Genomic DNA, 21,410 nt, shown 5'->3' with positions numbered 1-21,410 from the left:
CGGCCTGAGATCGCGGTACGCTGGGCGAAAACCGCGGGAGGGCCGGATCATGGTCGAGCGTTTCGAGCTGTACGGCTACTGGCGATCGAGCGCGGCCTACCGCGTGCGCATCGCGCTGAACCTCAAGGGCCTGGAGTACGAGCAGGTGCCGGTGCACCTGGCGCGCGACGGCGGCGAGCAGCATCGACCGCAGTTCCACGAGATCAGCCCGCAGGCGCAGGTGCCGGTGCTGCGCCACGGCGCGCGCCTGATCCGGCAGTCGATGGCCATCATCGAATACCTCGACGAAGTGCATCCCGCCCCGCCGCTGCTGCCGGCGGTATCGCGCGACCGGGCGCGGGTGCGTGCGCTGGCCATGGTGGTGGCCTGCGACATCCATCCGCTCAACAACCTGCGCGTGACCCGGTATCTGGAGCGCGAGCTGGGCGCGAACGAGGCGCAACGCCTGGCCTGGATGCAGCACTGGATGGCGCTCGGTCTGGAGGGCCTGGAGGCGCAGGTGGCCGATCACCCCTCCACCGGCGACTTCTGCGAGGGCGAAGCCCCGACCATGGCCGACTGCTGCCTCGTTCCGCAGCTCTACAACGCGCGCCGCTACGGCATGGACCTGACGGCCTGGCCGACGCTGTTGCGCATCGAGGCCAACTGCATGGCGCTGGGGGCATTTCAGGACGCCGCACCCGAGGCGCAGCCGGACGCGCCCTGAGGCATCCGCCGCGCCGCCGCTCAGGCGTTGAACGCGTCCGCGTAGGGGTCGTGCTCGCCGCTGGCACCTTCCGACAGGCGGATCTTGAGGGCGAGCCCATCGCGCGAGTCGGCCTTGCGCAGCGCCTCCTCCAGCTCGATCCGTCCGTCCTTGTACATGGCGAAGAGGTCCTGGTCGAAGGTCTGCATGCCTTCCTGCAGCGAACGCTCCATCGCTTCCTTGATCTCGTGGATCTGGCCGCGACGGATGATGTCGCGGATCAGCGGCGTATTGATCAGGATCTCCGCCGCCGGCATGCGCTTTCCATCCATGCCCACCACCAGGCGCTGGCTGACGACCGCCTTCAGGTTGAGCGAGAGGTTCATCAGGATGTTCTTGTGCGCGGCCTCGGGGAAGAAGTTGAGGATGCGCTCCAGGGTCTGGTCGGCGTTGTTGGAGTGCAGCGTGGCCAGGCACAGGTGGCCGGTCTCGGCGAAGGCGATGGCCGCCTCCATCGTCACCTGATCGAGGATTTCGCCGATCAGGATCACGTCCGGCGCCTCGCGCATCGCGTTCTTGAGCGCATTGTGGAAGCCGTGGGTGTCCAGCCCGACCTCGCGCTGGTTGACGATCGACTTCTTGTGGCGGTGCAGGAACTCGATCGGATCCTCCACCGTCAGGATGTGGCCGGTGGTGTTGGTGTTGCGGTGGTCGATCATCGCCGCGAGCGAGGTGGACTTGCCCGAGCCGGTGGAGCCGACCACCAGGACCAGGCCGCGCGGCTCCATGATGATGTCCTGCAGCACCTGCGGCAGCTTGAGCTGCTCGATCGTCGGGATCTCGCTCTTGATCGCGCGGATCACCATGCCGACCTCGCCGCGCTGCTTGAACACGTTGACGCGGAAGCGCCCGGCGTCCTTGACCGCGATCGCCATGTTCAGCTCCAGATCGCGCTCGAACTGCGGCACCTGGCCCTCGTCCATCAGCGAGTAGGCGATCTTCTTCACCATGCCGGCGGGAAGGCCCGTGTTGCCGAGCGGATAAAGCCTGCCTTCCACCTTGATGTTCACCGGCGCGCCGGTCGTCAGGAACATGTCCGAGGCGTTCTTCTCGGTCATGAGCTTGAGGAAATAGCCGATGTCCATGCGTGGTCCTTGGTCTGTCTTTCCGGCAGGTCGGGCGGTGCCGGCACGGTTGGCGATTGCGGGCAGAGCCCACGGGACGCCAGAATGCCATGCATCCGGGCCGATGTGCGATGCCCCCTTGACGGTTGCATGATATGACACCCCACACCGCCAGACTTCGATTCGCCGCACTGATTGGCGCACTGCTTCTCGCAGGCTGCGCCGCCGCCCCGCCGCCGCGCACGGCGCTGGAGGCCGCGCAGACGGGTATCGAACAGGCCAGCGCGCTGGGCGCGCGGGACTACGCCCCGATGGAACTGGCGCGCGCGCAGCAGCGTCTGGGCGACGCCGAGGCCGCCTTCGGCGGGCGCAAGTACGCCGATGCCGACCGCCTGGCCTCACACGCCCTGCTGGAGGCCCAGCTCGCGCAGTACCGCTCGCGCGCCGCGACCGGGCGCGAGGAAGTGCGGCGACGCAACGAGGAGAACGCGCGCCTGCGGCGCGAGCTGCTGGGTCAGGGAGGCACGCCATGAATCGCCTGCTGATGAGCGCGGTCCTGGCGCTGTGCCTGTGCGCGCCGGCGCTGGCGCAGAAGGTCGATCCGGAAATGGAACGGCTGCGCGCGCAGCTTCGCTCGCTCGATGAGGAGCCCGCCCTGGGCACCCTGGCACCGGCCGAGCGCCTGCGCGCGCAGCAGGCCATCGAGGCGCTGTCCACCGCCTCCCGGCGCGAACGGTCGGACGCGCTGCTGGTGGCCGAGCGGCGCCTGGACATCGCCCGCGCCGCAGCCGAAGCGGAAGCCTGGCAGCAGCAGATCGCCCAGCTCGAGCGCGAGCGCGACCAGATCCTGCTGGAAGCCAGCCGCCGCGACGCCGAGGCCGCGCGCCTGGAAGCCGAAAAACTGCGCCTGCAGAGCCTGGCGCGCGCCGAAGAGGCCGAGCGCGCGCAGGAAGCGGCCGCCAGCGCCATCGCGCTGAGCGAGCTGTCCAGCGCCGAGGCCGAACAGGCCAAGCGCCTGGCCGAAGCCCAGTCGCAGGAGGCCGCGCTGGCGCGCCGCGAGGCCGATCTCGCGTTTGCCGCCGCCGACAGCCTGCGGCTTCAGCTGCAGACCATGACCGCCACCAGCGAGGCGCGCGGCCAGGTCATGACGCTCTCTGGCGAAGCCTTTGCCAGCGGCCAGTCGCGCCTCAAGCCCGAAGCCCGCGCCAACCTGCAGCGCGTGGTCGAGTTCGTCGGCCGCTTTCCCGACAAGGACGTGCTCATCGAAGGCCATACCGACAGCCAGGGCGGTGCCAACCTCAACCAGGTGCTGTCGCAAAAGCGCGCCGAAGCGGTGCGCGACGCCCTCGTCCAGGACGGCGTGGACGCCACCCGCCTGACCGCCGTGGGCCTGGGCAAGGACCGCCCGGTCGCCGACAACGCCAGCGCCGAAGGCCGCGCCCGCAACCGCCGCGTGGAGATCGTGGTGCTGGAGGCGCGCTGAGGGCGCTGTCCGGGTGCGCCATCGCGGTCAGCCGGTTCAGGGCATCGTGGCTGGGCCGCCGTGACGCCGTGCGCGTCGGTCTGGCTGCTGCGGTTGCCGGCGGCGTCGTAGGCGTATTCGCGTGCCTCAGCGTTCCGAATGCCCGGTATCGAATCCGTCGCGGCGGCCGAAGAGCGAGGGTTTCACCAGATCGACGAAGGCGCGCGCCTGGGGCGAGAGGTATTTGCCCTTGCGGATCACCACGCCGTAGCTGCGCGGCGGGAAGTAGGCGCGCAGGTTGCGCACCGCCAGGCGCTCGTGGTCGGCGTCGGTGATGCAGATGCCGGTGACGATGGAAATGCCCAGGCCCATCGCGACGTACTGCTTGATGATTTCCCAGCCGCCCACTTCCAGCGCCACGGTGTAGGGTACGCGGCGCTGCTGGAATACCAGGTCCACGAGGCGGTAGGTGGTCAGGCGGCTGGGCGGCAGGATCAGGCCGTAGGGTGAAAGATCTTCCAGGGTGAGCGGGTGGCGCGCGGCCAGCGGGTGGTCGTGCGGGGTGATCAGCATGGGGTCGAAGCTGCGCACCGGGGCGTAGTCGAGGTCGGTGGGCACGTCCAGCATCGAGCCCACGGCCAGATCCACCTCGTCGGAGCGGATCAGCGCCAGGCCGTCCTTGCCGGTGACGTTGTGCAGCTTGAGCTGCACTTCGGGATACGCGGCGCGGAAGGCCTCCACGAACGGCGGCAGGAAGTAGAGGATGGTCGAGCTGCCGGCGGCGATGTTGAGCTCGCCGGCCGAGAGCCCGCGCAGACGGTCGCGGAAGTCGCTTTCCAGCGAATCGAGCCCGTCCATCAGCGGGCGCGCCAGCTCGTAAAGCTCCTCGCCCTCGTGGGTGAGGTTGAGGCGTCGGCCCCGGCGATCGAACAATTTCACGCCCAGTTCGCTCTCCAGCGCGCCCAGCTGCAGGCTCACGGCCGGTTGGCTGAGGAACAGCGCTTCGGCCGCGCGGGTGACCGATCCCAGCCGCGCGGCGTGGCAAAAAGCCCGCAACTGCTTGAGCCGACTGCCTTTGTAGTAGAAACGCGGAGAGGTCTTGGCCATGATTCGAGCAGATGCTCCATTCGCGTATTGGGAATGTTAATGCCAGGCATTGAAACATTTAGCTTGGCAAAGTCAACGCTTGCTGCCTACCTTTGACCCGTCCCGCCGCTCAGGAGGCCGCCATGGCCGATGCGTCCAATCATCGCGATATCGAGTTTCCGACACCGGCCGCGCCGGGCCAGGAGGCGATCCTGACGCCGGCCGCGCGGGAGCTGATCGCCGATCTGCACCGCCGCTTCGAGCCGCAGCGCCAGGCGCTGCTGGCGGCGCGCCGCGCGCGCCAGGCGCGTCTGGATGCCGGCGGGTTGCCCGACTTCCGCGCCGATACCCGCTCGATCCGCGAGTCGGACTGGCGCGTGGCGCCGATACCCGCCGCCCTGCAGGATCGCCGCGTGGAAATCACCGGGCCGGTCGACCGCAAGATGATCATCAACGCGCTCAACTCCGGCGCGCGGGTGTTCATGGCCGACTTCGAGGATTCCACCAGCCCGACCTGGGCCAACCTCGTCGAGGGGCAGGTGAACCTGCGCGATGCGGTGGCCGGCTCCATCAGCTTCACCGCGGAGAACGGCAGGCACTATGCGCTCAAGCCGGACGCGGCCACGGTGCTGATGGTGCGCCCGCGCGGCTGGCACCTCACGGAAAAGCACGCGCTGGTGGATGGTCATCGCGTCTCGGGCGGCCTCTTCGATCTGGCGCTGTTCGCCCTGCACAACGCCGCAGCGCTCGCCGCGCGCGACCGCGGGCCGTACTTCTACCTGCCCAAGCTGGAGGCGATGGAGGAGGCCGCGCTGTGGGACGAGGTGCTGGCCTTCCTGGAAGTGCGCCTCGGGCTGCCCATTGGCGCGATGAAGGTCACGGTGCTGATCGAGACGCTGCCGGCGGTGTTCGAGATGGACGAAATCCTGCACGCCCTGCGCGCGCGCATCGTCGGGCTCAACTGCGGCCGCTGGGACTATATTTTTTCCTACATCAAGACCTTCCGCCGCCACGCCGATCGGGTGCTGCCGGATCGCTCGCAGGTCACCATGGGCTCGGGTTTCCTGAGCGCCTATTCCCAGCTCCTGATCCGCACCTGCCACCGCCGCGGTGCCTTTGCGATGGGCGGCATGGCCGCGCAGATTCCGATCAGCGGCGATCCGGAGGCCAACGAGAAGGCGCTGGCGCGGGTGCGCGCCGACAAGGAGCGCGAGGCCCGCAACGGCCACGATGGCACCTGGGTCGCGCATCCGGCGCTGATTCCCGTGGCGCAGGCCGTGTTCGACCAGCACATGCGCGGGCCCAACAATCTCGCCGTGGCGCGTGAGGATGCCAGCGCCGCACGCGACGCGCTGATCGCGCCCTGCGGGGGCAGCATCACCCGCGAGGGCTTCCAGGCCAACGTCGATGTCTGCGTGCGCTACCTCGCCGCCTGGCTCGACGGCCTGGGCTGCGTGCCGATCAATCATCTGATGGAAGACGCCGCCACCGCCGAAATCAGCCGCGCGCAGCTGTGGCAGTGGCTGCACCTGGGCGACCAGGTCTTCGAGGACGGTGCCGCAGTCGACTTCGCCTGGTTCGACGCCGTCCTGGCGCGCGTCCCCCAGCGCCTGCCCGAAAGCGGCCTGCCCGGGCAATCGAAGATCCCCGAGGCGATGGCGCTGCTTTCCGAACTCACCCGTGCCGACGAACTCGCCGACTTCCTTACCTTGCCTGCTTACGAGCGGATTTGAGGGGTAGGGATTGGGGATTGGTGAATCGTGAAAGCCAAGCCTGCACCCCAGCCCCTTCCCGAAACCCGCACCGCCGTCGCTCTTGCCAATCCCCAATCCCGGAGAACACCATGACCACCCGCCAGCAACAGATCGACGCCCTGCAAAAGGAATGGAACACCGATGCGCGCTGGGCGCGGGTCACGCGCCCCTACGCCGCGGCCGACGTGGTGCGCCTGCGCGGCAGCCTGCAGCCCGAGCACACGCTTGCCAAACGCGGCGCGGAAAAGCTCTGGAAGCGGGTCAACGGCGACGCGAAGAAGGGCTATGTCAACGCCTTCGGCGCGATCTCCGCCGGGCAGGCGATGCAGCAGGCCAAGGCCGGGCTGGAAGCGGTCTACCTCTCCGGCTGGCAGGTCGCGGCCGATGGCAACACTTCGGAAACCATGTACCCGGACCAGTCGCTCTACGCCTACGACTCGGTGCCCACCATGGTCCGCCGCATCAACAACACCTTCCAGCGCGCCGATGAGATCCAGTGGAAGGCGATCTGCGACGGCAAGCTCGACGAGAAGGCCGCCATCGACTTCTTCCTGCCCATCGTGGCCGACGCCGAAGCCGGCTTCGGCGGCGTGCTCAACGCCTACGAGCTGATGAAAAACATGATCGTCGCCGGCGCGGCGGGCGTGCACTTCGAGGACCAGCTCGCGGCGGTGAAGAAGTGCGGCCACATGGGCGGCAAGGTGCTGGTGCCCACCGCGGAAGCCGTGCAGAAGCTCGTCGCCGCGCGCCTCGCCGCCGACGTACTCGGCGCACCGACCCTGATCCTGGCGCGCACCGACGCCGAAGCGGCCAATCTCATCACCTCCGACCACGACGCCAACGACCAGCCCTTCCTCACCGGCGAGCGCACCGCCGAGGGCTTCTACCGCGTCAAGAACGGCCTGGAGCAGTCCATCTCGCGCGGCGTCGCCTATGCGCCGTATGCGGACCTGGTCTGGTGCGAAACCGGCACCCCCGACCTCGGCTTCGCGCGCGAATTCGCCCAGGCCGTGCTGGCGAAGAATCCCGGCAAGCTGCTCGCCTACAACTGCTCGCCCAGCTTCAACTGGAAGAAGAACCTCGACGACGCCACCATCGCACGCTTCCAGGACGAGCTCTCCGCGCTGGGCTACAAGTTCCAGTTCATCACCCTGGCGGGCATCCACATCAACTGGTTCAACAGCTTCAAGTTCGCGCACGACTACGCCCGCGGCGAAGGCATGCGCCACTACGTCGAGCAGGTGCAGGAACCCGAGTTTGCCGCGCGCGAGAAGGGCTACACCTTCGTGTCCCACCAGCAGGAAGTCGGCGCTGGCTACTTCGACGACGTCACCACCGTGATCCAGGGCGGCGCCTCCAGCGTCACCGCGCTCACCGGCTCCACCGAGGAAGCGCAGTTCTACGAGGAGAAGAAGCGCGCCGTGGCGTAAGCGCCCGGCGTCATCCGCCTCGAAAAACAGCGCCGGAGAAATCCGGCGCTGTACTTTGTTGGGAACCCTCGAAGGACCATAAATAAATCCCCCGCCTCCCACCCATAGTTTTGCACCTTGCAACGTAGGTTTTCGTTATACCTCCGCCTCACGAATCATTACCCTGCCGCTATACGGTGACGACACCGTGGTTGTAGCTCCCTCTCTCACCCCGGAAAGCTACAATTGGTCGATCTTGGCCGCCCGCGGCTCGCATGTTGTAGCTCCCTCTCTCACCCCGGAAAGCTACAATGGCGCGACATCACACCGCCCTGCCCGGCTCGTTGTAGCTCCCTCTCTCACCCCGGAAAGCTACAATGGCGCTGGACATTGCTAGATCGGCTGGCCAGTTGTAGCTCCCTCTCTCACCCCGGAAAGCTACAATCCTGCCACCGCGATTGCCTGATGTTGGTTTGTTGTAGCTCCCTCTCTCACCCCGGAAAGCTACAATTTGACGGGCATCGTCCTGACCGTAGCCTTGGTTGTAGCTCCCTCTCTCACCCCGGAAAGCTACAATCCAGCCGCACTCCAGCGCCACCAGATGTGCGTTGTAGCTCCCTCTCTCACCCCGGAAAGCTACAATAGGTGCATGGCGAAGCCAATGAGAAGGCCAGTTGTAGCTCCCTCTCTCACCCCGGAAAGCTACAATCATCTGCTTTGTCACTCGCATTGACCACGGGTTGTAGCTCCCTCTCTCACCCCGGAAAGCTACAATCGATCCGCGAGACAGGCTGCATCGTCGCGTGTTGTAGCTCCCTCTCTCACCCCGGAAAGCTACAATTCGCTAGACCGCTGGGGCTGCGATAGCTGGGTTGTAGCTCCCTCTCTCACCCCGGAAAGCTACAATTCATCAGTACCGGGGGCCGCTAGTCCGGTAGTTGTAGCTCCCTCTCTCACCCCGGAAAGCTACAATAAAGACCCTCGCCACCAAGACCACGCGCTAGTTGTAGCTCCCTCTCTCACCCCGGAAAGCTACAATATCTCGGCGCGCAAGGCCTAGCGCGCTGACGTTGTAGCTCCCTCTCTCACCCCGGAAAGCTACAATCGCGAAACCGCCGCCGCGCAGCGCGCCACGGTTGTAGCTCCCTCTCTCACCCCGGAAAGCTACAATTGAAGCCTCCCAAGTCCATGAATTCCATGGGCTTGGGAGGGTTTCGTGGCTGAAAAAAGAGCCATCAGAACAGCAAGAGCTGGCGGCTTCCGATGCTTTCCTCCTGGACAGACTGCGTGCCGACCAGGATCTCCATGCCTGCGTACTGCTTTTCGCTGACCTTCATGCAGCGCACCGAGCCCTTTCTGGGCAAGTTGGCCGACAGGCGCTTCTGGTGCTTGGTAATGTCGTCCATGCCATTGACGATACGGGCGTAGACCGACCACTGCAGCATGTCGTATCCATCTTGCAGCAAAAAGCGTCGAAACACGACGTAGGCGCGCTTGTCCGCCTTCGTCACCGTGGGCAAATCGAAGAAAACCATCAAGCGCATGAATCGTCGGGTGTCCTGGCTCATCGAATCGCATCCGATTCACTCCAGCAAGGTCGGCCAATCCAGCTCCTCCAGACTGGCAGAATCGCAGTAGCGCCCCAATCCTTCCACCATGTATTCAATGGCGGACAGTACGTTCATGTTCCCCCGCCGCATGGCCACATCGGCATACAGCAGTTGCACCAGGCCGGCTTTGTCTGCCTTTAGCAACTGGGGCGACTCCCTGTCGGCCTGTGCAACGACCCAGTTATCCACAACCGGGCGCAGCACTTCAATCAGATCGTCTGCCAGATTGAAGCTGTTGAGCTGGCTCTTGTGCTGCAAGCCGAACGGCGGAAGAAAACCATGCGCCACCAGCCCGCGCGCTATGGCAGCGCGCAAGATGGCGTAGCCATAGTTCAGTGCCGAATTGTACCACCCTTGCCGGGTGCGCGTGAATCCAGCTCCAAACAACTCGGAAAAATAGTACTGCGCGGCGCTGGCTTCCCTGTTGTCCGGGTCGCCGGAACGCACCTTTGTCGCAAGGTTTGCAAGGTGCTTTCCCTTGCCCGGACGGTAGCGCTCGAGGCATGAGCTTTGATTGCGCAGTTTCTGCCGCACTATCGTCTGCCAGACGCGCTTCTTCTGCGGCACGGAAAGCGCCAACTGTTTTTGCATGACATTCAGGGTGCGGCTGTGCGCAAGGAAGGGCAGCAGCGCGCCGTTCGGGTGGTGTTCGGCATCGCAACAGACAAGCGCCACGCCATGCGTCGCTAGCTCCGACAGCACCGCGCCGGTCAGCAGCACCTGCGGCGTATCCAGAACAACCGTACTCAAATCCTCCAATGGCAAGGCGGCGAGATTTCCTTCATCTTGCTGCAGCAGCAGCTGTCGGTTCTTCACCGACAGCTTCGCGGGTTTGCTGATGATAACGCTACGCCAGCCCACGATGTTGCCTTGGCAGTGGCGGATAAACATTGCCGAGTACGTCAACATGATGCTTGTTGATTGCTTTTGCCCTTGAAACCATCTTTCTAAAGTACATCTTGTCGGGCTGTGGCTGGTCGTGTCCACGCAACGTCATACGGCCATCGCTTTCGTACATGACGAAGTAGCCTTGATAGACATGATTTCCTATGTCGATGGATACCAGATTGTTCTTGGTCAATGAGAAAATAAACTCTGCACCATTTGGAATGACGTTTTGTTGGATGTGGTCTTCTTCATTGCTGAGATAGGCAGGCCGGATGTAATAGCTATCATGCATGGCGTAGACGTCTACGTGAGTCATTTCCCCAAGTTCCGCAACACCGCCACGAATTTTCACGCCACTCTTCTGCGTATCAAGCACCTTCACGGTGCGCACAAGTGGTGCCTTTTCGGGGTTCGATGAAGGTTTGTAGACGGGCTCCTTAAACGCTTTGCTGCCATCATCCCCGTGTCTCTCGAGCCGTTCGCGAAGCAAGGCAATGAGCTTCTCATTGCGACCGTCGTGCGCGCCCACGATTTTTTCAAGCTTAGAAATCGTCAGTTTCGATAATGGGGTTTTTATATAGCTCTGCTCGACTCCGGCGTTCTTTATTGATCGGATCATTGCCTCGTGTAATGCCCCACCTTTTCGACGCTTCGGGGCCCGTGAAACGAACAGTGGGCGAACGTGATTCAGCACCTCGTCCAAATAGCGTGGCTGGTTGTCCGTGTCGCGGAACCGACGCAAACCCTCATGGAGCGTTTCGACCGACGTGTCTTCCAGAGCCCGGCCAGTGCTGCGGTCAATCCCGATACGCAGGCAAAGCTCATCCTCGAAGCCATCCCAAGGGCGTGGAAAATGCGCCTCCAGTCGGCGCAGCGCATTGACATCCACCACTTCGCCGGTTTCCACATCCACGAAGCCCTGTTCGATGTGCTCCAACTCCTTGCGTCGCGCATAGTCGGACATGCGTTTGACCATCGCATGGCTGCACGCGGCGACCACGGCGGCGTCAAGCGCGTGATGGCGGTCGCTGGAGTCGCGGGATTTGGTCAAGCCCCAACGTCTGCGAAGCAGGGCTGTCAGTTGGCCACTTAGAACGACGCAACGCTTGCTCTCGCTGGACAAGGCCAGGTTGTCCTCGACGTACTGCTTGAAGAACTTGCAGATATAGCGGGTGTCGTTGAGATTGCGATCCTTGAAGCCTTGGGCTTCTTCGCGCCCATAATTTTTGCGCAGCAGTCGATTGCGCTTGGCGAGGCGATAGCTTTTATTGCCCCCCACCCATGCCACGAAGTTGTGCCACTGCGCGCTGTCGCTTTGCCCATCCAGAAGCTCATACGGGGTTCTGTTGCCTTTCTCCTGATTGCATTTTGTATGCACCAGGACCTTGTTGTTCCTGCTGTCGTCGAAACTCCGGGAATACGGCAGCACATGATCGACTTGCGTGCGGTTGTCGGTGAATATGGAAGATGCGTCGCTGCCGTTTGCCAGTGGGCTGAGACAGTAGGCGCACTTTCCCTGCTGCTCGCCATAGAGGAGCCACTTCTCGAAGTCCCGGCCGTTGGGGATTCTCTGGAACAGTTCCGTGAACCTCAGGCGTGCCGCGTCGTTTCGATCGCGATACTCCTGCTGCTGCCTCTCGATGTCGCGCCGCTCATCGAGCGGGCGTGACAGATCCCGGGCCATCTCGACATGAACTTCTGCGGGCGAACCGTATTCCGCGATGATCGCATTTACCACTTTGCGAGCCTGATTCAGTGCGCGAAGCACGACCGGGTTGCGGGGCAGACTCGGGTCGTCCTTGAGCTTGGCGCTTCCTGATCCGTATTCATAGAACGATGGGAGGTAGTGTGATTTTTTGGGCGACCGTACTATCTGGCTGTGATGGCCGTATTCAGGAATTTGCGCTACCGCTTCGTCGTAGCGTAGACCTTGTTCCATCAGCGGGATGATCCGGCGCAGTGCCTTCAGCGACAGGTTGCTGAACTTGTCGAATCTGATCGACAGCAGGACTTCGATCATCTTCTCAGAGTGCGGCAAATTCAGCTTTGTCAGCTCTGCGCGCGCTTCATCGTCGTCCTTGTAGACGCTCAGCACGCAGGTGATGCCGTCAAGTATCTCGGATCTGCCTTCAAGTGCGTCGGATGCCAGTTGCTTCCATTCGGTTGTCAGGCCGGCATCTTCCAGGGTCTTGCGCAACTCCTGCCATGCAGGGATACGGATCAGCGCCTCACTTTCCGGATCACTGACTTCGCCGCTCTTCTTTCTCCTTGCGCCCGGCAGCCCCAGGAACCGGAAGCCCTCGAGGCGGGGGAATTCCCCGGTCAGTTTCTTGCGCAGATCGGCGTAACTGAACTTCGTGGCGGACCGAGACTGTCGATAGGGTAACAACAGGGCGAACTGGCGCTCCTCATCATTCAGAGGCCGCGCAATGCCGTCAACGACGATCCGCAGATTGACCAGGCGCGTGAGCCAGACATGGCGTTCGGCGCTGAAGCTGGCCTTGGGCGCGCGGTACTCCTGCGTCTCGAAAGTGCAGTGCCCCAGCATGTTCAGCAGTCTTGATCCGGTTAGTGCGGGTTCCTGCTTCCAGAACAAGCCGTTACGCTGGTCGCCCGGTCCGCGAATGTGGTGTTCAAGTTCCGCATGCGCGAATGGATTGCCGTGTTCACGCTGGGCGACAAACAGTTTTCCGAGCTCCTCATCGAGCAACACGCGGGACAGCGCCTTGTCGTAGTGGCGCTGCTTGTTGCGCTGTGCGTCGGGGAATTCCGCCAACACCATCTCGGCAGCGGTGCGATAGTTCTTGTCCTTCATCCTCGCGGCGTTCTGCGACAAGCCCTGCTTGACGCTGCCACCACTTGCGCCGGATTCGCTTTCGCCTTTGGCCTGTTCGGCCTTGCTGTACCAGTGAAAGCCGCGATGCTTGCACAGGTGGTACAGGACCCGCGCCCATTCTTCACCGGATAACGGGCGGTCGAGGGCTTCCACGCGCAATCGCCACAGGTTGGGTGTCTTGAACCCTTTGCTTGGGGGGCGCTTGAGCACGGCGATGTGGTCGATCAGACCTTCGCGCTTCAGGAGTCGTGCCAGCTTCGTGAGGCGCCATGCGCGACGATGCAGGCGGCGTCGCAGCAGCCGCGCATCGCGTCGGGTTTTGTTGAGCGACTCGCCCTTGTCAGGAGTCTCGGCCTTGTCGAAGGCGCGCACGCCAAGGTCAATGATTCGGTTCTTGCCGAGCACGCACCATCCAACAGAGGCGATGCCAATGTCCAAACCGAGGATGTGGTTGTCGGGCGCACTCGGCGCGCGGTTGACGGCTTGTGTCATGGCTACTCCCTGTAGTAGATTTACACACTGTAGCTTTCCGGGGTGAGAGCCGTTGCTACAATAAGACGTGCTCGCAAGAGTACGGTCGAATCCAAACCCGCTCAAGGCAACTTGGGCGGGTTTTTCGTATGCGCTCTCGAATTCATGCGCAAACGACGATGCCCATGGTCATCGCCTGGAAGGCGGTGGATTCAACCGTCTGGGCAAGGACGAGCAAAGCAACCGAGGCGGCCACGCCACGGTCTCGCAGGAAGCGCGTGGCTCAGTTCACGCGCGCTGCAATCAAGCTCTCAACGCTGCATCGACAGCGCCGCTTCCATGATCGGCTTGGCCCAATCCGGGATGCTGCGTAGGGTTTCGATGTCGTTTGGCTAGGTGATCCGGCTGCGCTCCATTGGCAGCAGCAGGCGGGGATTGGGCATCGGCTGGCCGAGAACGGCGGTGATGCTGTTGTCGCTGGCCTGCAGCCGGGCAAGCTCCGGCAGCTGAGGGGGATGATGGTTGGTCACCACCGCCGCGCCTTCACGCCGCACGGCTTCCATCACGCTGCGCCGGCTGAGCTTTTTCATGTCCGAAGCGGGCGTGCGGGCGAGGTTTCCCAGGGCGCGGGACGCGGGAACGGTGTGTATGGCGTGGCTCCAACAATGGCGGGTCCGATGTGCCCTTATTGCCGATAATTAGCGAAGCTGCCCTGTCTGACGCAAGAAAAAGGCCGCGCCGACGGTGCGGCGCGGCCTTTCCCGAAGCGGATGCGGATCAGTTCTTGATCTGCACGTCGTCGATGTAGACGTAGACGTTGTAGGCGGTCTGGGCGCGGAACAGCCAGACCGCGTCGAGGGTGACGCTGCTGGCGGTGATGGCACCGTTGCCGCCGACCCAGGGATTCCACTGGGCGGCGTCGGTCAGGCTCCACTCCAGATAGGTCCAGGTGTTGGCCGGGATCGAGCGCTGGATGGACATCTCGGTGCCGTCGCTGTCATCCACGCCCAGCGCCGCCGACATGCCGGTGCCGCCGGTGTAGACCCAGAAGCCGACCCTGCCGTTGCTGCGCGTCAGCGTGGTGTTGGCCGAGGGCGTGCCGCCGCCGGACAGCAGGCGCACCGCCCAGTTGGCCGAGCTTGCGGAGTTGTCCACCAGCTTCACCTGCAGCGAGCAGGTGCCGTTCTTGCGCAAGCTGCAGTCGCGCAGCGCGGTCGATGTGGACGAGATGCCGGTCGTGCTGCCCGAGTAGGTGGGCGAGTGGGTGAAGTGGCCAACGCTCGCTTCGAAGGAGTCGATCACCTTGGTGGTCGCCGGCGGCGGCGGGTTGAGCCGGTTGTAGTAGCTGCCCCAGTTCCAGTAGATGCCCGGGTCGGTGTGGGTCTGGCCGGCGTAGTGCTGGTGGCCCTTCACCTTCACCGAGGTCGCGAGCACGTTGATGCCGCTGCTCGCGGCGCCCTTGTAGGCGCTGGCGCAGCTGATCGCGCTGTACTTGGCGCACATGTGGCGCACCAGCGCGGCCGAGGCGTTGTACATGGCGGTGGTGTACCAGGAGCTGTTGCTGACGTAGCCCTCGTGCTCGATGCCCAGGGTGTAGCCGTTCTGGCTGCCCACGTGCCAGGCGGTGTGCGCATCGCGCACCATCTGGGTGACCTGGCCGTCGGAGCTGCGGATCACGTAGTGCGCGCTGACCTTGGCGGAGGCGTTCTTGAACCAGGAAATCGCGCCGGAGTAGCTGCCCTGCGTGGTGTGGATGGTGACCGCGCTGATCGCCTGCGAACGCGACGCCGTGTAGTTGCCCGAGTAGGCCGCGTTCCAGATCGCCGGGCCGTAGTCGGTGCTCTTGGCAGCGGCGCTGCCGTCGGTGCGCACCAGGGTTTCGCTGATCGGATCGATGGCATAGCCGCCGACGTCGATGCTGTCGCGGGTCGCGTCGAGGCGCACGAACGGTGCGCGCAGCTTGACCAGCGCATCCATCGGGAACGCCTTTTCCCACTCGACGGCGCGCTCGGGCACCACCATGCCCTTGTCGTTGATGCCGCGGTCCATCGCCAACAGCACGTCGAAGGCAAAGCTCTGGCGCGCGTATTCGTCGATCGCGCTCTTCCTTTCCTTCATCGGCGACAGGCCGGCGTAGCGCGCCAGCGCGGGCGCGATCGCCTCGGGATCCGCTGCGCTGCCGCGCTTGGAAAGCCCGTCGGCGTCGATCTCGCGCGCCAGCAGCGCGGCGGCGGCGAGGATGTTCCAGCGGCTGTCGGTGGCAATGGCGTGGGCGGAAACCCCGAGCAGGGCCTGGGCCTGCTTGATCTGGTTGGTGAAGCCTTCACCGGCATACAGGCCCATGACGCCGTGCGCGGTGGGCATGTGGTGGTGGCCGTCGTTTTCACCGCCCTTGGCCAGCGGCATCCAGCGGCTCTGCGAGTAGGCGATGGCTTCCAGCGTGCCGGCAGGAATCTGCGGGTAGCTGGCGTAGGCCTCGGCGAACAGGGCGGGCAGTTCGGCGCGGATGGCGCGAAGCTGCACTTCTTCCGACGCCAGGCGGGACGCGAGCGCGGCTTCTTCGGCGGCGGATCCCGGCGAGGCGAATGGCGCATCCGCGCCGGGTCCGGCCGCAAGGGCCAGCGAGGAGAAGCCAAGCGCAAGCGCCAGGCTTGCGAGCAAGCGAGTACGGATCATCGAATTTTCCCCATCGAATGGAAGTTGACAGCAAGGCGCGCGGCCCCCCGGCGCGCGCCGGGCGCACATTACCACTCCAATGTTCAAGGCGCGTGTCGCGCTGCACCATGCCGTGCGGTATGGGCTGCCGCCGCGCCCGCGTGCCGGCACCGGAACGGCCGGCCGGCCGCGAGCGGCTATCATCCTCCGGCCCGGCGTGTGGAGGCGGGAACTTCGATGCGGATCATGACTTTCAACGCCAACGGCGTGCGCTCGGCGGCAAGCAAGGGGTTCTTCCCCTGGTTTGCCGCGCAGGACGTGGACGTTCTGTGCATGCAGGAAACCAAGGCGCAGGAACACCAGCTGGCTGACGCCGCGTTCCGCCCGGCCGGCTACCACGTCGCATTCCGCGACGCGATCACCAAGAAGGGCTACAGCGGCGTGGCGATCTACAGCCGGCGCGAACCGGACGAGATCCGCACGTCGCTGGGCTGGGCACCGTTCGATGACGAAGGGCGCTACATCGAGGCGCGCTTCGGAAACCTGAGCGTGGTGTCGTTCTACATTCCCTCCGGTTCCTCGGGCGAGGCGCGCCAGGGTTTCAAGTTCGAGGTGATGGACTGGCTCCAGCCGATCCTGGATCAATGGCTGGCGAGCGGTCGCGACTACGTGCTGTGCGGCGACTGGAACATCGTGCGGGCGCGCAGCGACATCAGGAACTGGACCTCCAACCAGAAGAACTCCGGCTGCCTTCCGCCCGAACGCGCCTGGCTCAACGGCATGATCGCCGACGCCTGCGGCGACGGCTCGCCGCAGCCCGAAGCCGGCTGGATCGACACTTTCCGCGCGTTGAAGCCCGACGCCACGGACGAATACACCTGGTGGTCCAACCGCGGCGCGGCGCACGCCAACAATGTCGGCTGGCGCATCGACTACCAGCTCGCCACGCCCGGCCTGCGCGAGCGCCTGCGCGCCTGCGAGGTCTGGCGCGAGCCGCGCTTTTCCGATCATGCGCCTTACCTGGTGGATTACACCCGATGAGCGAGGCGGCAGCGCAGCCCGCCTCCGGCTGGCGCACGGCGCTGGCCGCATTCGCCACGCCCTCGGCGTGGACGATGTTCTTCTTCGGCTTCGCCTCGGGGCTGCCCTTCCTGCTGGTCGGCGTCACCCTGGCGTACTGGCTGCGCGAAGGCGGCATCGAGCTGCGCGAGATCACGATGATCGCCAGCGCCGGGCTGGCGTATTCGTTCAAGTTCCTGTGGGCACCGCTGGTGGATCGCTGGCGGCTGCCGCTGCTCGGTCGCCTCGGGCAGCGGCGCGGCTGGCTGCTGCTGGCGATGGGAGCCATTGGCATCGGCCTGCTGGCGATGGCGGAAATCACCCCGGAGCGGCTGTCGCTGTTCGTCGGCATGACCGTGGCGGTGGCCTTTCTGGGCGCGACGCTGGATATCGTCGTGGATGCCTACCGCGTCGAGATCGCGCCGATCGAGGCGCAGGGCGCGCTGGTGGCGACCTACTCGCTGGGCTACCGCATCGCGCTGATCGCCAGCGGCGCACTGGCGCTGGTGCTGGCCGATCATGTGGCCTGGCCGATGGTGTATCGCGCGATGGCGCTGCTGATGCTGGTCCCGATCGCGGCGTGCCTGCGCGCGCCGGAGCCGCAGGTGCTGCGCACGCGCGCGCAGGGCTGGATGGCGGCGATGCGCGAGGGCGTGGTGGAGCCGTTCGCGGATTTCTTTCGCCGCTTCGGCGGCAGGGGCGCGCTGGCGATCCTGCTGTTCATCCTCGGCATGAAGATCTCCGACCAGGCGCTGGTCGGCGGCATCATCGGGCCGTTCTACCTCGACCAGGGCTTCAGCAAGACCCAGATCGCGGCGGTGACCAAGGTCTACGGCATCTGGGTCGGCATCGCCGGCACCTTCCTCGGTGGCCTCGCGGTGGCGCGCTGGGGCGTGTCGTGGCCGCTGCTGGTCGCGATCGCGCTGGGCGCGGCCAGCAACCTCCTGTACCTGATCCTGATCGGCGCGGGCGGCGATATCGCATTGCTGACGCTGGTCATCTCCGGCGAGAACCTGGCGCAGGGGTTTCTCGGCACCGTGGCGGTGGCCTACATGTCGGCGCTGGTGAACACGCGCTACACCGCGACCCAGTATGCGCTGTTCTCTTCGCTCATCATGCTGCCGGGCAAGGTGCTCGGATTCTTCTCCGGCCGCATCGTGGAGCTGGGCGCAGGCTACGCGGGCTATTTCGTGCTGACCGCGGCGCTGGCGATTCCGGCGCTGCTGCTGTTTTTCTGGCTGCGCCCGCGCGTGCCGCAGGCCAACCCGCCGGGGCACTGATCGAACGGAAGGCAAACCTTTGCTACAGCCGACTGCGCAGCCGCTCGCGGTCGTGCTATGTTCCCGGTTGCGCCGCGTGCGTTTCGCAACAGGGGGTCGCGTCGTGATTCCGGCCGCACTAACGATCACACATGCCCGACTTTCTCGTCCGTGACATCGAACCGCAGGTCGCCGATCGCATCAAGCGCATCGCGCGTGAACGCGGCTGGCCGATCAATGACGTGATCCTGCGCCTGATCAAGGAAGCGCTGGGGATGGAGCAGCCGGAAGTGCCCGAGCCCGGCGACATCGCGCGCCTGGCTGGAGCCTTCGAAGACGAAGAATCGCGGGCGCTGGCCGAAGCCATGCGAGCCATGCAGCAGCTGCCCGACGACACGCCTTACTGAGCCTGCGCCGCGCCCGATCGTTCCGTGGGAGCGGCGCACCACTACCGTAGGTCGGCCCTACGTGGCCGACGCTGCCGGGCTTCGAACAGCTGCCGGGCGTCGAACACCCCGTCGGGGGCGTAGCCCCGACCTACGAACCCCGGGCGCGCCGCCACCGTAGGCCCTACGTGGCCGCCGCTGCCTCTCCTCAGGCCGGATGGATCGCGCCCAGCACGCGCGCGCCGCGCGCGCCGGTGGCCGAGGGCAGGTTTCCGGGCAGTCCGCGCAGCGTCTGCCGCGCCAGCCACGCAAAGCCGATGGCCTCGACGAAATCCGGATCGACACCCAGTGTCGCGGTGCTGGAAAGCTCGGCGTCGGGCACCAGCGCAGCGATGCGTCGCATCAGCGCGCCGTTGTGCACCCCGCCGCCGCAGGCCAGTAGCCGTCGCGTGCGCGGCTGGGTGCGCAACAGCGCCTCCGCGACGCTGCGCGCGGTCAGCTCCAGCAGCGTCGCCTGCACGTCCTCGGCGGCGAGCGTCCGCTCGCCCAGGTGCGCGCGCAGCCAGCGGAGGTGGAACCGGTCGCGGCCGGTGCTCTTGGGCGGGGCCAGCGCAAACCAGGGATCGGCAAGCAGCTCGGACAGGAGCCGCGCATCGACCTGCCCGCACGCGCCGAACGCGCCGTCGAGATCGCAGGGCACACCGCGTTGTTCAAGGATCCAGGCGTCCATCAGGCCGTTGGCCGGACCGCTGTCGAAGCCGCGCACGTCGCCATTGGCGGGCAGCAGCGTGAGGTTGGCGATGCCGCCCAGGTTCAGCACCGCGCGGTCTTCCCCCGGATCGGCGAACAGGGCGCGGTGCACGGCCGGCATCAGCGGCGCGCCCTGGCCGCCGGCAGCCACGTCGCGGCGCCGGAAATCGGCGACCGTGGTGATACCGGTGCGCTCGACGATGAGGCTGGGATCGCCCAGCTGCCAGGTGAAAGGCGCATCGCCCGAAGGCGCATGGCGCAGGGTCTGGCCGTGCGAGCCGATGGCGGCAACCTGCGCGGCGCGCACGCCGGCCTCGTCCAGCAGCCGGCCGGCGGCGCGCGCGAAGGCGGCACCGATGCGGTGGTCGAGCCGCGCCAGCCGGTCCGGTTCGACCGTCACCGCCGCCTGCGACAGCGCCAGGATTTCCTCGCGCAGCCCCGGTTCCCACGCGAAGGTGCGCGCCGCCGCCAGCGCGGGCGTGTCGTCCTGGGAGAAACGCACCAGCGCGGCATCGACGCCATCCACACTGGTGCCGGACATCAGGCCGAGATAAAGCGCCTCGCCGAGGCCGGGATCCTCAGCGCGCGGCATAGTGCCGCTTGCCGCCGAGCAGGTCGAGCCTGGCAAGCAGCGGGCGGGTTTGCTCCTGGAAGCGCCCCAGCTCGGAGGCCGGCAGCGGCTCGGGCTTGGGCAGGGTCACCTTGAGCGGATCGCGGTGGGCACCGTTGATGCGGAACTCGTAGTGCAGGTGCGGGCCGGTGGCCAGGCCGCTGGCACCGACGTAGCCGATGGTGTCGCCCTGGCGCACCCGCGCGCCCTTGGCATACCCGCCCAGCCGGGACATGTGGCCGTACAGCGTGGTGTAGCCGCGGCCGTGGTCGACGATCACCGTGCGCCCATAGCCGTTCTGCCAGCCGGCAAAGCTGATCCGGCCTTCGCCGGCAGCCATGATCGGGGTGCCGGTGCGCGCGGCGTAGTCCACGCCCTTGTGGGCGCGCATCGTGCCCAGCACCGGGTGCCTGCGCGCGGTGGTGAACTGCGAACTGATGCGGGTGAACTCGACCGGGATGCGCAGGAAGCTCTTCTTCATCGGCCGGCCTTCGAGGTCGAAGTATTCGGTGCGGCCATCGGCGAAGGTGTAGCGGAAGGCGTGGTAGGGCTTGCCCTGGTTGATGAAGCTGGCGGCAAGGATGTCGCCGCTGCGCAGGCGCTCGCCGTCGCGATAGACCTCCTCGTACACCACGTTGAAGGTGTCGCCGACGCGCAGATCCTGGGTGAAGTCGATGTCGTAACCGAACACCTTGGCCATTTCCAGCACGGTGCCGTAGCCGATCCCGGACTTGCCCGCCGCAGCGACCAGCGAGCCTTCGATCACGCCGCTGGCCATGTTCACCCGGTGCTGGATGTCGCGCTGGGCGATTTCCTCGTGGATCGCGTCGCCGTCGATCGTCACCGTGGCGATGCGCGCCTCGTCGCGCTCGAAGCGCAGGCCGCGCAGGCTGCCGTCGGATCCGATCAGGAAATCGAAGCGCGCGCCGGCGCGCACGCGGGTCAGCGGTTCGCGCAGGCCGGGGCGTTCCAGCAGGCGGTGCAGCAGGGAAGAGGGCAGCGACAGCGAGGCGAAGACCGCCCCCATCGTCTGGCCGGGCTTCACTTCCACGGTGCGCCACTCGGCGACCTGGGTGCCCTGTGCGGCGGCGTCCTCGCCGTGCGCGCCGGCCTCGGTCTCGACCATGGGTTCGGGCAGCGGAAGCGGCTGCACCCAGCGCTGGATCAGGTGGTCATCGACGGTGGCGCTGGCGAAGCCGGGGCCGATGGCGGCGATGAGCGAAACGGTGGCGGCCACCGTGCTGGCCAAGAGCCAGCGCTCGTGCGGGCGCGTGCCGGCAGCCTTCGTTTTTGCTTCCGCGCCGTGCCGGTGCTGTTCCGCGTGTTCCTGCATGCGTGTGTCCCCGGCGCGAGCGCGCGGTGCGTT

General features: G+C 65.6%; 17 protein-coding genes and 1 CRISPR repeat array. Of the genes, 8 read left to right on the top strand and 9 right to left on the bottom strand.

Translation table 11 applies throughout. From position 1 onward, the window contains the following. The first annotated feature begins 49 nt into the window (after positions 1–49). On the top strand, positions 50–706 hold the full coding sequence (gene maiA, locus WB794_RS08645; RefSeq protein ID WP_337335454.1) for a maleylacetoacetate isomerase: 657 nt from the start codon (positions 50–52) through the stop codon (positions 704–706). Between the two features lie 20 nt (positions 707–726). Here the strand turns inward: maiA and WB794_RS08640 are convergent, their stop codons facing one another. After that, positions 727–1,830 (bottom strand): PilT/PilU family type 4a pilus ATPase, encoded by a 1,104-nt coding sequence (locus WB794_RS08640; protein ID WP_337335453.1) that lies wholly within the window; start codon positions 1,828–1,830, stop codon positions 727–729. A 134-nt stretch (positions 1,831–1,964) separates the two neighbouring features. Between WB794_RS08640 and WB794_RS08635 the strand changes: the two genes are divergently transcribed. Together WB794_RS08635 and WB794_RS08630 are read left to right on the top strand one after the other, a co-directional pair. Next, entirely contained in the window at positions 1,965–2,342 is a 378-nt protein-coding gene (locus WB794_RS08635) for a DUF4398 domain-containing protein (protein ID WP_337335452.1), read from the top strand. Then, positions 2,339–3,292: an OmpA family protein gene (locus WB794_RS08630; protein WP_337335451.1), complete on the top strand. Its 954-nt coding sequence runs from the start codon at positions 2,339–2,341 to the stop codon at positions 3,290–3,292. Before WB794_RS08635 ends, WB794_RS08630 begins: the two co-directional genes overlap by 4 nt. Before the next feature lie 126 nt (positions 3,293–3,418). On the opposite strand, the gene WB794_RS08625 is transcribed toward WB794_RS08630, so the two are convergent. Beyond that, complete coding sequence (locus WB794_RS08625; protein WP_337335450.1) at positions 3,419–4,378, bottom strand: LysR family transcriptional regulator; 960 nt, start codon at positions 4,376–4,378, stop codon at positions 3,419–3,421. Positions 4,379–4,500: 122 nt separating this feature from the next. Between WB794_RS08625 and aceB the strand changes: the two genes are divergently transcribed. Together aceB and aceA are read left to right on the top strand one after the other, a co-directional pair. Continuing rightward, positions 4,501–6,090, top strand: coding sequence for a malate synthase A (gene aceB / locus WB794_RS08620; RefSeq protein ID WP_337335449.1), 1,590 nt, complete (start codon positions 4,501–4,503; stop codon positions 6,088–6,090). A 110-nt stretch (positions 6,091–6,200) separates the two neighbouring features. Continuing rightward, positions 6,201–7,541 (top strand): isocitrate lyase, encoded by a 1,341-nt coding sequence (gene aceA / locus WB794_RS08615; protein WP_337335448.1) that lies wholly within the window; start codon positions 6,201–6,203, stop codon positions 7,539–7,541. 190 nt (positions 7,542–7,731) lie between these two features. Further along, positions 7,732–8,691: a CRISPR direct-repeat array (repeat unit 36 nt; unit sequence GTTGTAGCTCCCTCTCTCACCCCGGAAAGCTACAAT). 64 nt (positions 8,692–8,755) lie between these two features. On the opposite strand, the gene cas2 is transcribed toward aceA, so the two are convergent. The 5 genes from cas2 to WB794_RS08590 all read right to left on the bottom strand — a co-directional run bounded on the left by cas2 (position 8,756) and on the right by WB794_RS08590 (position 16,001). Beyond that, the gene (gene cas2, locus WB794_RS08610; RefSeq protein WP_337335447.1) at positions 8,756–9,088 is read right to left on the bottom strand and encodes a CRISPR-associated endonuclease Cas2; all 333 of its coding nucleotides are present in this window, start codon (positions 9,086–9,088) and stop codon (positions 8,756–8,758) included. Positions 9,089–9,103: 15 nt separating this feature from the next. Beyond that, entirely contained in the window at positions 9,104–10,021 is a 918-nt protein-coding gene (cas1, locus tag WB794_RS08605) for a type II CRISPR-associated endonuclease Cas1 (protein ID WP_337335446.1), read from the bottom strand. Beyond that, complete coding sequence (gene cas9, locus WB794_RS08600; protein ID WP_337335445.1) at positions 9,978–13,346, bottom strand: type II CRISPR RNA-guided endonuclease Cas9; 3,369 nt, start codon at positions 13,344–13,346, stop codon at positions 9,978–9,980. Before cas9 ends, cas1 begins: the two co-directional genes overlap by 44 nt. A 371-nt stretch (positions 13,347–13,717) precedes the next feature. Then, entirely contained in the window at positions 13,718–13,915 is a 198-nt protein-coding gene (locus WB794_RS08595) for a hypothetical protein (protein WP_337335444.1), read from the bottom strand. A gap of 187 nt (positions 13,916–14,102) precedes the next feature. Further along, on the bottom strand, positions 14,103–16,001 hold the full coding sequence (locus tag WB794_RS08590; RefSeq protein WP_337335443.1) for an N-acetylmuramoyl-L-alanine amidase: 1,899 nt from the start codon (positions 15,999–16,001) through the stop codon (positions 14,103–14,105). A 216-nt stretch (positions 16,002–16,217) separates the two neighbouring features. Between WB794_RS08590 and WB794_RS08585 the strand changes: the two genes are divergently transcribed. The 3 genes from WB794_RS08585 (at position 16,218) to WB794_RS08575 (ending at position 18,705) form a co-directional block, all read left to right on the top strand. Beyond that, positions 16,218–17,021 carry an exodeoxyribonuclease III gene (locus tag WB794_RS08585; RefSeq protein WP_337335442.1) on the top strand — a complete coding sequence of 268 codons (804 nt, stop codon included), beginning with the start codon at positions 16,218–16,220 and terminating at the stop codon, positions 17,019–17,021. Continuing rightward, positions 17,018–18,319: an AmpG family muropeptide MFS transporter gene (locus tag WB794_RS08580; protein WP_337335441.1), complete on the top strand. Its 1,302-nt coding sequence runs from the start codon at positions 17,018–17,020 to the stop codon at positions 18,317–18,319. Before WB794_RS08585 ends, WB794_RS08580 begins: the two co-directional genes overlap by 4 nt. 131 nt (positions 18,320–18,450) lie before the next feature. Continuing rightward, entirely contained in the window at positions 18,451–18,705 is a 255-nt protein-coding gene (locus WB794_RS08575) for a hypothetical protein (RefSeq protein WP_337335440.1), read from the top strand. A gap of 187 nt (positions 18,706–18,892) precedes the next feature. On the opposite strand, the gene WB794_RS08570 is transcribed toward WB794_RS08575, so the two are convergent. Beyond that, positions 18,893–20,026 carry an anhydro-N-acetylmuramic acid kinase gene (locus tag WB794_RS08570; protein ID WP_337335439.1) on the bottom strand — a complete coding sequence of 378 codons (1,134 nt, stop codon included), beginning with the start codon at positions 20,024–20,026 and terminating at the stop codon, positions 18,893–18,895. Beyond that, complete coding sequence (locus tag WB794_RS08565) at positions 20,013–21,377, bottom strand: M23 family metallopeptidase (RefSeq protein WP_337335438.1); 1,365 nt, start codon at positions 21,375–21,377, stop codon at positions 20,013–20,015. The genes WB794_RS08570 and WB794_RS08565 overlap by 14 nt, the downstream gene beginning before the upstream one ends. Positions 21,378–21,410 lie beyond the last annotated feature (33 nt).

The organism is Denitratimonas tolerans, assembly GCF_037203605.1.
GTDB classification, from domain to species: Bacteria; Pseudomonadota; Gammaproteobacteria; order Xanthomonadales; family Xanthomonadaceae; genus Denitratimonas; species Denitratimonas tolerans.
The sequence above is the reverse complement of the archived record's forward strand: the minus strand, read 5'-3'. Positions and strand labels throughout refer to the sequence as shown.